Consider the following 13,571-nt stretch of genomic DNA (forward strand, 5'->3'; position numbering starts at 1 on the left):
AGTCGGTGCATATTGTAGTGAAGAGACTGCCAATATTGGCAGTCTCTTTTTAGTGGAAATATTAACACTTAGCAAACCTTAAGTTCCAATCGTTCTTTCTGACGAAGATGATGTGCAAAATGCATAGAAATAAGCTGGAACCATTCTGCTGCATGTAAGTAACCAAGCCCAGGATGTTCGACTTTACAATCACTTGGGATAGAAGAAAGTGTTGGCTCAATGTCTTTAACAATTGTAATTAATTCTAGAAGCTGTTTCTGTACGTCTTCTTTATTAGCTGGGTTTTCAGGCGTATATTCAGGATGATCTGGTAATTTGATTTTTATGTCTGGGAAAGCGCCGATTATATATACCTTTTCTCCTATATCCGTTTTTTTATTAGCTGCAGAAGGCACCGCAGTGCTACATTTCGCGATTGCATCTAATTGCATGCGTGTAGCTGAAACTAAATGATTATACATTTGACCGAGAGACCATTCCTCACTAGAAGGCTTCATCCTAAATTGTTCTATAGAGTACTTTTCTAATTCCTCTATGTAGTACGTTGCTAACTCTTCAAATTTCTTCATATCATTAACTCCTTTTTATGAAAATGTATTTGTTAATACCTACTATAAAAGAGGGATACTGACAACATTATGTCAGTAGTGAAATTAAAGTTTTAACATTTTTTTTGCTTCATCAAGGATTTTCTCAGAAAGAATTTTTGGCTCAAGTACTTGCACTTGGCTTCCCCAGCTCAATACCCATTGAAACACTTCATCTATGTTTCTTGATTTCAAAAAGACGTGAAAACCATTATTTCTATGCTCGTACGAATCTATAAAGAAGTATCGTGATTCAATAATTTTATGTGCAATATGGGCTGGGAATAATAAATGAATCATCACAGTACGGTTGCTTTCAGGCTGATATTCTTGCAAAGAAAAGTCTTCGGGTTTTGTAAAGAATTCTTGTTCTTGCTGTAGTTCATCCATTCGATCTAAGCGGAAATTACGTATTTGTTTTCGAAGTAAACAATGGGAAACGATATACCAAATTCCTGAAATATTGACTAAACCGTAAGGATGCACGGTCCGTTTTATTTTTGTAGCCTCTCTTGGTTTACGATAAGAAAAAGAGATAGCCTGTTCTTTTTGGATAGATTCTTGCAATAGGAGAAGTTGATTTTCTAGTTTTTCTTGTTCAGATTGCTGATATGAAAATATAGGAGAAAGGAAACGAAAAGTTCCTAGTAATTCCCGGGCTTTCTTTTGCTGATCGTGCATGTACAGAAAAAGAGGAAGTGAAGGTTTTCTCGATATAATCACCCCCTAATAAAAGAGTAACAGCCTCTTCAGGCTTAAGTTGAATGGGTGGTAAGAAATAACCATCCATTAATGAATAGCCGTGGCCGGGCATGGCGAAAAGTGGGACGCCAGATTCACTAAGTGCATCCATGTCTCGATAAATCGTTCTTATATTTGTCTCAAATTTTTCCGCTAAGCTTTGGGCTGTAACAGTTTGTCTTCTTTGTAATTCAATTAATATAGCTAATAAACGATCCGTCCGATTCATGAAATATCTCCCTTTATCTTTAATAAATATGCCTACTGTAAACTTCTAAAAGCAGTATAAATCCTCCTCCCATTAACAGACTTTTTCCTATGTATAATATTAATATAGTAAAATCATAACAACCCATATTGCAGTTTCCAATAATATACTATATAATCAATTTAAGAAAACGTTTTCATGCAAAGGGGGAGAATTTCGTGTCGACTATAGAGGACGTGGCGAAATTAGCGGGGTTATCAAGGACAACGGTTTCTAGGGTGATTAATAATCATCCATATGTTTCAGATGAGAAGAAAAAAAGGGTTCAATTAGCAATGAAGCATTTAGGCTTCGTTCCTAATTCTGCGGCGAGAAGGCTTCGTAAACAAAAGACGGAAACAATTGCGGTGCTAGTTCCAAGGATTACAAATCCTTTCTTCAGTAGATTTATCGAAGCAATCGAGATTGCTGCTTCTGAACATAAATATAAACTGATTATTTGTCAAACAAGATATTTACCAGAAAAAGAGATGGAGTATTTACAATTATTATCTACGAAACAAGTAGATGGGATTATTCTATGTTCACTAGAAAATCCGTGGGAAGATGTAGAGCCATACTTACAGCACGGTCCAATCGTGTTATGTAATGAATATATTGAGGAAGCAAATGTTCCGACAGTGAAGTTTGATCATGCGCAAGGAGCATACATAGCTGCTAAGCATGTGTTAGAACAAGGATATCGTAATCTTATTTTTTGTCGTGGTAACGAAACCAAAGTGGTTAGCCAGCAGCGAAAAATGGGCTTTTTACGTGCCATAACAGAGAAGAGCCGTCAAGTAGAAGCGATCGATTTTCTTGAAAACGCTTTCTCTTGGGATGATGGTAAGAGAATATTCCATGAAGTATTAAAGGACAAAAAAAATCCTACCGCGATTTTGGCAGGAGGCGACGAGGTTGCAGCTGGAATCATTTCAGAGGCGAAACGCCATGACTGGAGCATTCCAGATGATCTCGCTGTTATCGGTTTTGATAATCAAATATTATCACAGATTACAGAGCCAGGTATTACGACAATTGAACAGCCAATCGATGAGATGGCTAGAAAAGTTGTCGACCTGATGATGGATAAAATCCATACGAAAAATTATCGACAAAAAGAATTGTATGAGTTTGAACTGGAGCTCTTGGTGAAAGGTTCAACGATGAAGAAGGATACGATGTTATTAGCCTAGTAGACTATGTCTGCTAGGTTTTTTTATGTTCACAAACTACTATTCTTCGTGAACGCAGTCATCACATTTGTTATGGTATGCTTCGTGCTGCTCATCAATTTCTTTCCCGCAGTGCGCGCAAGTTTTCGTCGGTAAATTTCTGAAAAACTCCATTGGTTGATCGATCATGTCAATCCCTCCATTTCCATTTCTTACTATCATTGTATTAGTACAAAAAACAAAAGTCAACAACTGTTTTATAACAAAAATGAAAATTAATGAAAAAGTTTAGGAAATGGATTATAGTTAACAATGTAGGATGTAAGTGAAACATGCATTCCTACTCGGTTTTAGAAAGGATGGATACATATGAAAATGACTGTTGTCGGCTTTTGGGGCGGCTTTCCAGAAGCGGGAGAAGCAACGTCGGGGTATTTGTTTGAACACGATGGTTTTCGTTTACTTGTAGACTGTGGTAGTGGTGTATTAGCACAGCTCCAAAAATATATAACCCCCTCTGATATAGATGCAGTTGTACTTTCGCATTATCATCACGATCATGTTGCAGACATTGGGGTATTGCAATATGCGAGATTAATTACGAGTGCGACAACAAGGCAACTACCGGAATTACCAATATACGGTCATCTGTTTGACGAGAATGGATTCCATTCTTTAACGCATGAACCGCATACGAAAGGAATTGCGTACAACCCAGAAGAAACACTTCAAGTTGGACCGTTCTCCATTTCATTCTTAAAAACTGTTCATCCTGTTACATGTTTTGCGATGCGTATTACAGCTGGTAGTGACGCTGTAGTATATAGCGCTGATTCCAGTTATATTCCTGAATTAATTCCATTCACAAAAGATGCTGATCTTTTCATTTGTGAGTGTAATATGTATGCACATCAAGAGGCTGCAAAAGCAGGGCATATGAATAGTACAGAAGTGGCAAGTATTGCGAAAGATGCGAATGTAAAAGAACTTTTATTAACGCACTTACCGCATACAGGAAACCCATCTGATTTAGTAGAAGAAGCAAAACAAATTTTCAGTGGCCACATTACGCTAGCGCATAGTGGTTACATCTGGAACTCATGAGGTGATACGATGTTATTTATTGATAATAAAGGGATTACAGATCCTAGAATAAACTTAGCGATTGAAGAATATTGTGTGAAGAATTTAGATATTAATGAAACATATTTACTGTTCTACATTAACGAACCTTCCATTATCATTGGTAAAAACCAAAACACAGTAGAAGAAATTAATGCAGATTACGTAAAAGAACAAGGTATTCATGTCGTTCGACGTCTATCAGGCGGAGGCGCAGTATATCACGATTTAGGAAACTTAAACTTCAGCTTTATTACGAAAGATGATGGAGATAGTTTCAGCAACTTCAAAAAATTCACAGAGCCTGTAACGAAAGCGCTTGGCAAATTAGGTGTAAATGCAGAATTAAGTGGTCGTAACGACATTTTAGCTGAAGGTAGAAAAATTTCAGGTAACGCGCAGTTCTCAACGAAAGGTCGTATGTTCAGTCACGGTACGTTACTATTTGACTCTGAAATCGATCACGTCGTATCAGCGTTAAAAGTAAAAATGGATAAGATCCAATCAAAAGGAATCAAATCAATCCGTAGCCGCGTTGCGAACATTACAGAGTTCTTAAACGAAAAAATGACGACAGAAGAGTTTAGACAACTTCTTCTAGAAACAATTTTCGAAGGGGAAACAGAAATTCCAACGTATGAATTAACAGAAAATGATTGGAAAGAAATCCATAAACTTTCTGAAGAACGTTACCAAAATTGGGACTGGAACTACGGAAAATCTCCGAAGTTCAACTTACAACATTCACACCGCTTCCCAGTTGGACAAGTTGACGTTCGTCTTGAAGTGAAAAAAGGAACAGTAACAGAATGTAAAATTTACGGTGATTTCTTCGGTTCACTAGATGTGCATGACATTGAAGAGCGTCTAACAGGTGTACAATTTGATAAAGATGCATTTACTGCAGCTTTAGAAGGCGTAGATATCGCGCGTTACTTCGGTAATATTACAACAGAAGATTTCTTACATTTATTCTTCTAAAAATAAGGGAGGTTGCCGTAACGGGCAGCCTCTTTTTTTTTGCGTAGATTGTCACGTTTTGTCGGTAAGTCGATATATTTTAAAAATTGCTGATATAAGTTGAGTTACGGTCGATAAATTCGGAAAATCGCTGATATAATTTCATATACCATAAAATCACATGACATTTGCCCCTCATAAAGGCATATATATATTCAAAAGGGGGCGGATTGAAATGAAGAGGGTAATGTACGTTGTATTGCTACTCAGCTTCGTTATCGGAATGACAGCCTGTAACGATGAAACGTCCTCAAGTCGTACACTTTTATCTATTGGAAAGCCAGCGAAGGATCATGTCATATATTTTACGCATACAGAAAACAAACGAAAGATAGATGATATACAAACTATGTTTCAAAATAAGAAATGGAAAAGAAATGAAACGTTTAGTACAGTGAATAAAACGCCAGATCTTGTCTTGTCAATAGATGAGGCCAATACCGGGTTACCGACATTATATGTTACATTGTTTTTTCATGAAGATGGAGCGGACGTTCTTAACTTGTACAGGGAGTATACGAGCTTAAATAAAGAAGAACTTGAAACGCTGAGAGAAAAGATGAGTGCATATTATCCTGAAATGATTTTAGCACTCGTTTCATAATGTGCTAACAAATAAAATTCCCTTATCCTTCCAAAGAGAGGCAACAGGAGGTGATCGTTGTATATGCAATTAATGGAATATCACTTGCTACTTTAATTTTCTTTTAATATAATTAATTTAGAATTTTTAAATATTCTAAATTTTATAAAGGTGGGGTTTGTGTGAATCTCGTTCAATCTTTGGCTGAAACGGCGAAAAAGAAGGGGGATAAACCGGCTTATATATTTATGGATCAGTCGGTCTCGTATGACCAATTAAACAAAATGGTCACAAGGTTTTCTAGCAATTTAGCAGCAATGGGCATTGGAAAAGGGGACAATGTCGCATTAGTTGTTGGAAACTCACCACATTTTTTGGTCGGTTTATATGGAACAATGAAAGCTGGAGCAACTGTTATTCCAGTTAATCCAATTTATACAGCAGACGAAATGCATTACATTTTACAAAATGGAGATGTAAAAACAATCATCGTACTCGACGTCCTTCTACCTGTTATACAATCTCTTACAACAAGACTTCCTTCACTTGAAAACATCATCATATGCGAAACCTCATCAGATTTTAATCATACAGAAACTGAAAAAATGAAAACGTTTACTGGCATGATGGGGGCTGGAGATTTAACTTACGAAGGCCCAGAGCTAGATGAAGAAGATGTAGCGGTTATTCTATACACTTCAGGCACAACCGGAAAACCGAAAGGCGCTATGTTAACACATAAAAATTTATATAGTAATGCGAGCGATGTGGCGTCGTATTTACAATATACTGCCGATGATCGCGTCGTTGCGGCATTGCCGATGTTCCATGTATTTTGCTTAACAGTGGCGGTAAATGCGCCGATTGTGAACGGGGCAACTATTTTAATGTTACCGAAATTTAGTCCGAAAGAAGTATTCCGTATTTGTCGCACGTACGAACCAACGATTTTTGCTGGTGTACCGACGATGTACAATTATTTATATTTATTTGAAGAAGCAAGCGCAGAAGATGTGAAGACGCTTCGTCTTTGTATTTCAGGTGGTGCATCAATGCCTGTTGCTCTTCTGCAAAACTTTGAAAAACGTTTTGACGTTATCGTTTCAGAAGGATACGGTTTATCAGAAGCATCACCAGTTACTTGTTTTAACCCGCTAGATCGTCCGCGTAAACCAGGATCGATCGGTACAAATATTTGGCATGTAGAAAATAAAATTGTGAACGAACTTGGGGAAGAAGTACCTGTTGGCGCAGTCGGTGAATTAATTGTTCGCGGACCTAACGTTATGAAAGGATACTATAACGCACCGGAAGATACAGCAGCGACATTGAAAGACGGCTGGCTGTATACAGGAGACTTAGCGAAAAGGGATGAAGAGGGTTACTTCTATATCGTTGATCGCAAAAAGGATATCGTTTTAGTTGGTGGTTATAACGTATACCCTCGTGAAGTAGAGGAAGTATTATATACACACGAATCTGTAGCGGAGGTTGTTGTAATTGGCGTTCCTGATGAAAACTTAGGAGAAGCAGTACGAGCTTACGTCGTTTTGAAACAAGCTCAAGTAACAGAAGAAGAACTGATGCACTATTGCACTTTACATTTAGCAAAATATAAAGTGCCAATGAGTATCGAATTTTTAACAGAATTGCCGAAGAATACGACGGGTAAATTGTTAAGAAGAGCGTTAAAAGAGAAAGCGATGCAAGTATAAAAATAGGGGCAACCATCTTTATGAAGGTGGTTGCCTTTATATTTTTTAGAATTGGTTAAGCTATAACCCCATATATTTAAACCGTAATATGACTCATAAGGAGGAGATATACGTGGAGCAAAAGGAATTACGTTTACGGAGAGTTCAATACCTTATTTGTGACATTATGGATGAAATGAATTCTGAAAATGAGAAGAAAAACTTAGAAATACTGCAGCAAGTCATTGATCATCTTTCAGGTGCGATAGGTGATTTAGTCGATCCATCTAGTACATATTCTATTGATTATTTAGAGAGAAAGGTTCATACGGCACATTATTTACTATTTAAAAATGAACGAAAGGCATATTTGTGCAGGAAATGATTTTTTATTTGACATTGATAATCATTATCAATATGATAGTTATGTTGAGTATATTTTTATAAAGGGAGATGTCATATTGATAATGATTAAGAAAAAATATATTAATGCATTCGTTATAGCGGCAACTTTAGCAGTTCCATTAAGTGGTGTTATGACACCGATTGCGAAAGCAGAAGCGGCAGTAGAAATGAAGGCAAATAGTAAACTAGCAGATGGCACATATGACGTTATTTTAAAGACTTATAAAGATCAAACGAATGATACATCAGTTGCGTCTACATATTTGAAAAATCCAAAAGTAACCATTCAAGGTGATAAGAAAATCGTTACGTTAACAGTTCAAGATAGTAGCTATTTTCAGTACCTTAGAGTAGAAGATCCAAATAAAGCAGGGACATTCCATGATGTAAAAGTAATCTCCGAAGATAAAGCGAATAACGGTACGAAAGTGGTTCAATTTGAAATTGGTGAGTTCTCCAAAAAATATAATATGCAAATGCATATATTAATTCCAGCAATTAAATATGATCATAAATATCAACTACAGTTTGAAATCGATGCAAGTGCAATTGAACAGAAGCCTAAATTCTCAGATGTACCAGCTTGGGCACAAGAATCAGTTCAATACTTAGTAGATAAAGAAGCAGTGCACGGTAAGCCAAACGGTACATTTGCTCCGGCTGAAAATATTGATCGTAGTTCAGCTGCAAAAATATTAGCAACTGTTCTAGGGTTAGAAATTAATAAAGATGCAAAGCCATCATTCCCGGACGCACAAAATCACTGGGCAACTCCATACATCGCAGCAGTTGAAAAAGCAGGTATTGTAAAAGGTGATGAGAGCGGTAACTTTAATCCGAACGGAATCATTAACCGTGCATCAATGGCTACAATGCTAGTAAATGCATATAAATTAGAAAGAAATGAAAATATGAAACTCCCAAAAGAATTTGCTGACTTGAAAAATCACTGGGGTGCGAAGTATGCCAATATTTTAATCCAAGAAAATATTTCAGTTGGAACAGATAATGGTTGGGCTCCAGATAAAGCAGTAAGCCGTGCGGAAGCAGCACAATTTATTGCGAAGACGGATAAGTTGAAGAAATAAATCAAAACGTATACTAGATTTTGTATAAATAAAAAAGGAAGATTTGAACTTCAAATCTTCCTTTTTGCATTGTTATATATTCCTCTTCATCAATTCCCCAACCTGCGTCGCAACGTACTCAACATCATTATCAATCTCATCCAACACGTAAGATTCCAAAATGCCCATGACAGCTGTTCCTAAAAACTTTAAGACGATGTGTTTATCAATGTTTTTATTTACTGACGTATTCGTGTTTAGTTTTTTCTCTAGTTCACCCATGATGAACGTTAGGAACTTTTTCTGAAATGATAATGTGCTGTTGCTTCTAAATAACGATGCGAAAAATGGTTTGTGTTCTTTGAAGTATTCAAACCATATGATAGTTCCTTCTATATAACCTTTTGTTTGTTTTATATCGCATATTGCTCTTAATTGATTTAAATGATCGTCCACAATTTTGTCTAATAAATTGTATTTATCTAGATAATGTAGGTAGAAAGTTTTTCTTCCGATGTTCGCCTTTTCGGTAATGTTTTTTACTGTAATTTCGTCAAAGCCATCTTCAATTAACATTTCGATAAATGCGGATTGAATGGCGTTTTGTGATTTTATAATTCTTCTATCGATTTTCTCCATATGTTCCTCCGTTCTTTAATACACATATCTTGTGAAATGTGTATTAATACTCGAATAATTAAATGTGGTCATTGAAACAGATTCATGCTCACTTTATTATAAATATACACATGAGTATTAACTCTCACAAGTGTAAAATTGAAAATAAAGGTGGTTTAAATATAGCTATTATAAAGAGAAGGGTAATTTAATGCGTGAGGATTACAAGTAAGAGGAAAATAACTTTGATGTGCTTACTATTTACGTTCTAGGCACATAACAAGCTATAATAGAAGAAATCAAGAAGGAGGCTGGCTGTGAAAAATCTTCGTTATTTCAATATATTTACTATGTTAATTGTATACACACTACTCATGTTTTACATCGGCTGGAACGGTTGGGTTTGGCTTAGTACGGTGTTTGGCTGGGAATCTTGGGGATATTACGCTTTCGTAGTCGGATTTATTTCATATGCGTACATTCTCGTGCAAGTGTTTAAGTTCTTACCATTTCTACGAACGATAGGTTCGATTTGGTTTGCGGTCATACAATATGCGCTTATGCTGTTGCCGTTAGCGAATATTACGGTCTTTCTTTTACAGTTTTCAGTGGAGAAAGAAGCGGCAATTATTTGGACAGGAACGGCCGTGTTACTTGGGTTTATCTTTATTTTTGCATATGGAGTATTCAACGCATATAGCCCAGTAGTTAGAAAGTACGAGGTGCACATACCGAAAAAAGTAGAGGGACGTAAAAGCTTACGCATTGCGATGGCTTCTGATATGCATTTCGGTAAATTATCTGGCGTTTCGCATTTAAAAAGGCTTGTCCGTCATGTAAATGAGATGGAGCCTGATATTATTTTACTGCCAGGTGATATTATCGATGATCATCCAGGTGTGTTCATTCAAAAAAATATGGGACCAATCATGAAACAAATGAAAGCTCCACTAGGCGTATATGGTGTGTTAGGAAACCACGAATATTACGGACGAGCGGTTCCTGAATTTTTACAAGAGATGGATAAGATTGATATTCGTATTCTGTTAGATGAAGTGATTACAATTGAAGATCATTTTTATCTCGTTGGAAGAAGAGATAAAACAGAGCGAGATCGTCAAAGCTTTGAAAATCTAATGAGTACGGTAGATAAATCTATGCCAGTAATCGCAATGGATCACCAACCATTCGAGTTGAAACAAGCAGCGGATGCTGGCGTCGATTTACTATTATCAGGTCATACACACCGCGGACAAATGGCGCCGAATCATATTGTAACGAGAAGAATGTACGAATTAGACTGGGGATACGCACAAAAAGGTACATTCCACGCGATTGTTTCTTCTGGTTTCGGATTCTGGGGACCACCGCTTAGACTTGGAAGTAGATCAGAGATTGTGCAGGTGGAAGTTACGTTTGAATAGTGTTATAAAATTTTACCTATTTAGAAGTAGAATCACATACGCATTAAGCTGAAAATTTCATCCGTTACTAGAATTTGAATTGTAAAAAGAGGATTATACATGACTAATATGTATAATCCTTTTTTGTTTCGCAACCGCGCTCGTTACTTGAATAAAATTTCAATTAGTTGTAGTGGATGCGCATTAATTAGTCCATGGACAATAATAATTGCCCATACTTTGCGATAACGTGCCCACAAATATCCGAGGAATAGACCTACGATACCGAGGTTCACAATAACTGTAGCTGTATCAATATCCCAATGACCAGAGCCATGTAATGCGATGTGCCAGCTCGCCCATAACAATGATGTAAGAAGAATAGCCGGCCAAGTACCTAGTAATAATTCCAAACGTGTTTGCAACCAAACCCTATAAAAAAACTCTTCCAGTACACTATTTATAAGAAAGCCTACAAGTAAAATTAATATTAAAACCATGGGTTCCATTTTAGCCGAAACAAATGGTGTAGAGAATGTAGAAAAGAAGTTGAAGTACCCCCATATTATAATGACAATAAGTGGTGTAAAATGATACCATTTATGATTCTCTATTGATTTCATAGGTTTTAGTCTCTCTGTTTGGGGATTACTTTTATAAAGCAAAAGAAGCATGAATGGGGTGAATAATAATAAAATGATTTTAAATATCATAAACCAAAATTGTAATGCCATCCCTTCAAAGTTCGTAGTGAGAAGACTAATTGTGAAGAGGGATCCGCTTAAGAACAAGACAATAGCTTGAATCATGATGCGCCTTTGTTCAAACTGTTGAAGAGGATTATAGTTTTTATGATGAGACGGTAAGAAACGGATAAGGAGTATACCAACCATAACAGGGACCCACTTGTGCCAAAAAGGCATCGTGCCCTTATGATCTCCACTATAACGAATATTTGTTTCGCCAATCCATATAAGCCAAAGAGATGAAAGCAAAATGACAAGTACACATAATCCACCAATTAACTTCCCCATTTTTAGAAAATAACTGCCCATAGATCCCCAACCTTTCGTACTATAACTGTAAACCGCTTTACCTTTAACTCTAGACAGTGCCTTACATCTATCAGCATTTAGGCAATATGATTAAATAGATTTGAACATTTTTCAAGGAAGTAATTTTATAAAGGATTGTACGTTAGAAAACGTTTTTCTAGTATTGAGTACGATTGTAAAACTAGTTTTTTCTAAAATCATACGTGTCCGTCTCTACATGTAATTTGTGCTTATTAATCATCACTGTATGATCGTCTAACCATTGTACAGTTGCATCTTCTTCACGATAATTCCAGTATATATTTTGCTTGTTCATAAATTTTTTATTATTTGTTACAAGCTCTCCTCTTATAGCAAAGCTAGTCGTTGCGCCGCCGTTATGCCTGTATATATGTAAAGTATACGTTTTATCTGGTGAGTGTATGGATTGAATTTTTTCACCGCCTGAAACCCCAGATAAAGTGAAGAACTTCCAATATCCTAAACTAATTAATACAATAATGATGAATAGAATGGTGAAGAAAATCTTTTTCATGTTTCCCCTCTTTTCCTTGACGGCCATACCTGTATTAAATCAAAAAAGAATAAAACTGGCAATCTTATCCTTTTTCTCGCTGGAATATGTATGCTCCTATTTCTAACGTAATGTTCGCAATTCAAATGAATAAATTCATGTGTTCAATTTGGAATGAAAGGCTCCATATTTTTCAATAAAAAAAGGCTCCACATAAGGAGCGCTCAATAAATATAAATGAATTAAAAGAAATAACAGACATGTATAATATACAATATTTATATTGATGTTGATTTCATAAAAGAGGTACGATTAGAAGACTCTGCTGAAATAAAGGGGGATTATAAGTGGTTATATCAGATGTTATTTACGGTGAGTTTAAAGTGGATCAAGTAGTAGAAGAATTAATTTTAAGCAAGCCTGTGCAAAGACTAAAAGGTATTCATCAAAATGGCGCAAGCTACTTAATGAATGAGAACTGGAACGTAACACGCTTTGATCATTCTGTTGGTGTTATGTTACTAGTGAAAAAACTCGGTGGTTCAGTTGAAGAACAAATTGCAGGTTTACTGCATGACGTATCACATACTGCTTTTTCCCACGTGATTGATTACGTTTTTCATAATGAGGGTGAAAGTTATCATGAAGAGATATTTAGTTCTGTCGTGAAAAACTCAGAAATTCCAGCGATTCTTTCAAAGTATGGTTATAACTATGAGGACATTTTGTTAGATGATTCGAAGTGGACATTACTCGAAAGATCAGCACCAGAATTATGTGCAGACCGAGTGGATTATACATTACGAGATATGTATACATATGGATATATTTCGTTAGAAGAAGTTCACAGTTTTTTAGATGATGTCATCGCTGTAGATGGGATAATGGTTCTTCAAAGTGTCGAAATGGCAGAATGGTTTACAGAAACGTATTATAAAGAAGTAATCGATTTCTTTATGAAACCAATGAATATTTACGGAAACGATATGTTAGCGAAAACGTTAAAGTTAGCTCTTCATAAGGGGATTATTCATGCAGATGATTTCCTTCTTGAAGATGATGAGCTTATTTCGAAATTGCAGCAATGTAATGATCCAGAAGTACATGCTTTATTAAGAAAAGTTCATCCGAATGTAAAAGTAAAAGAAGATAGAAACGATTATGATTTGTATCAGAAAAATAAAGTCCGTCTTATTGATCCTCCATTACTTCGTGAAGGTGAAGTTGTTCGATCGTCTGTTGTATCGGAAAAAATGAGACAGATGAGTGAGGTCGCTTATAAAAAAGCGGTGAGAGGGATGTATGTGAAAGTGATTTCGGATTAAACAAGTAGAGCATCA

The 13,571-nt window shown here is 36.1% G+C and carries 14 protein-coding genes and 1 pseudogene; 9 read left to right on the plus strand and 6 right to left on the minus strand.

From position 1 onward, the window contains the following. Window positions 1–68 precede the first annotated feature (68 nt). Complete coding sequence (locus F8162_RS17060) at window positions 69–569, minus strand: DinB family protein (RefSeq protein WP_151631374.1); 501 nt, start codon at window positions 567–569, stop codon at window positions 69–71. A gap of 84 nt (window positions 570–653) precedes the next feature. Next, a pseudogene (locus F8162_RS17065) lies at window positions 654–1,557 on the minus strand (helix-turn-helix transcriptional regulator). 197 nt (window positions 1,558–1,754) lie between these two features. Between F8162_RS17065 and F8162_RS17070 the strand changes: the two are divergent. Beyond that, window positions 1,755–2,771: a LacI family DNA-binding transcriptional regulator gene (locus F8162_RS17070; protein WP_000103724.1), complete on the plus strand. Its 1,017-nt coding sequence runs from the start codon at window positions 1,755–1,757 to the stop codon at window positions 2,769–2,771. A 39-nt stretch (window positions 2,772–2,810) separates the two neighbouring features. On the opposite strand, the gene yhfH is transcribed toward F8162_RS17070, so the two are convergent. Further along, window positions 2,811–2,939, minus strand: coding sequence for a protein YhfH (gene yhfH / locus F8162_RS17075; RefSeq protein WP_000567010.1), 129 nt, complete (start codon window positions 2,937–2,939; stop codon window positions 2,811–2,813). A 180-nt stretch (window positions 2,940–3,119) separates the two neighbouring features. Here yhfH and F8162_RS17080 point away from each other — a divergent pair, with 180 nt between their 5' ends. The 6 genes from F8162_RS17080 to F8162_RS17105 all read left to right on the plus strand — a co-directional run bounded on the left by F8162_RS17080 (window position 3,120) and on the right by F8162_RS17105 (window position 8,662). Beyond that, window positions 3,120–3,854, plus strand: a complete 735-nt coding sequence (locus F8162_RS17080) for an MBL fold metallo-hydrolase (protein WP_151631373.1) — start codon at window positions 3,120–3,122, stop codon at window positions 3,852–3,854. 9 nt (window positions 3,855–3,863) lie between these two features. Further along, window positions 3,864–4,853, plus strand: a complete 990-nt coding sequence (locus tag F8162_RS17085) for a lipoate--protein ligase (RefSeq protein ID WP_151631372.1) — start codon at window positions 3,864–3,866, stop codon at window positions 4,851–4,853. Between the two features lie 214 nt (window positions 4,854–5,067). Further along, window positions 5,068–5,496 carry a hypothetical protein gene (locus tag F8162_RS17090; RefSeq protein ID WP_151631371.1) on the plus strand — a complete coding sequence of 143 codons (429 nt, stop codon included), beginning with the start codon at window positions 5,068–5,070 and terminating at the stop codon, window positions 5,494–5,496. A 161-nt stretch (window positions 5,497–5,657) separates the two neighbouring features. After that, the gene (locus F8162_RS17095) at window positions 5,658–7,190 is read left to right on the plus strand and encodes a fatty acid--CoA ligase family protein (RefSeq protein WP_151631370.1); all 1,533 of its coding nucleotides are present in this window, start codon (window positions 5,658–5,660) and stop codon (window positions 7,188–7,190) included. 112 nt (window positions 7,191–7,302) lie between these two features. After that, on the plus strand, window positions 7,303–7,554 hold the full coding sequence (locus F8162_RS17100) for a hypothetical protein (protein WP_151631369.1): 252 nt from the start codon (window positions 7,303–7,305) through the stop codon (window positions 7,552–7,554). Between the two features lie 82 nt (window positions 7,555–7,636). Beyond that, window positions 7,637–8,662, plus strand: coding sequence for an S-layer homology domain-containing protein (locus tag F8162_RS17105; protein WP_151631368.1), 1,026 nt, complete (start codon window positions 7,637–7,639; stop codon window positions 8,660–8,662). Between the two features lie 72 nt (window positions 8,663–8,734). Here the strand turns inward: F8162_RS17105 and F8162_RS17110 are convergent, their stop codons facing one another. After that, the gene (locus F8162_RS17110) at window positions 8,735–9,280 is read right to left on the minus strand and encodes a TetR/AcrR family transcriptional regulator (RefSeq protein ID WP_151631367.1); all 546 of its coding nucleotides are present in this window, start codon (window positions 9,278–9,280) and stop codon (window positions 8,735–8,737) included. A 296-nt stretch (window positions 9,281–9,576) separates the two neighbouring features. Here F8162_RS17110 and F8162_RS17115 point away from each other — a divergent pair, with 296 nt between their 5' ends. Beyond that, window positions 9,577–10,683, plus strand: coding sequence for a metallophosphoesterase (locus tag F8162_RS17115; protein ID WP_151631366.1), 1,107 nt, complete (start codon window positions 9,577–9,579; stop codon window positions 10,681–10,683). 143 nt (window positions 10,684–10,826) lie between these two features. On the opposite strand, the gene F8162_RS17120 is transcribed toward F8162_RS17115, so the two are convergent. Further along, the gene (locus F8162_RS17120; protein ID WP_151631365.1) at window positions 10,827–11,717 is read right to left on the minus strand and encodes a CPBP family intramembrane glutamic endopeptidase; all 891 of its coding nucleotides are present in this window, start codon (window positions 11,715–11,717) and stop codon (window positions 10,827–10,829) included. Window positions 11,718–11,898: 181 nt separating this feature from the next. Beyond that, complete coding sequence (locus tag F8162_RS17125; protein ID WP_151631364.1) at window positions 11,899–12,252, minus strand: DUF5412 family protein; 354 nt, start codon at window positions 12,250–12,252, stop codon at window positions 11,899–11,901. Window positions 12,253–12,578: 326 nt separating this feature from the next. On the opposite strand from F8162_RS17125, the gene F8162_RS17130 reads away from it, so the two are divergent. Next, entirely contained in the window at window positions 12,579–13,556 is a 978-nt protein-coding gene (locus F8162_RS17130) for an HD domain-containing protein (protein ID WP_151631363.1), read from the plus strand. Window positions 13,557–13,571 lie beyond the last annotated feature (15 nt).

It is taken from the genome of Bacillus sp. CH140a_4T (assembly GCF_008923725.1).
In the GTDB taxonomy this organism is placed as follows: Bacteria; Bacillota; Bacilli; order Bacillales; family Bacillaceae_G; genus Bacillus_A.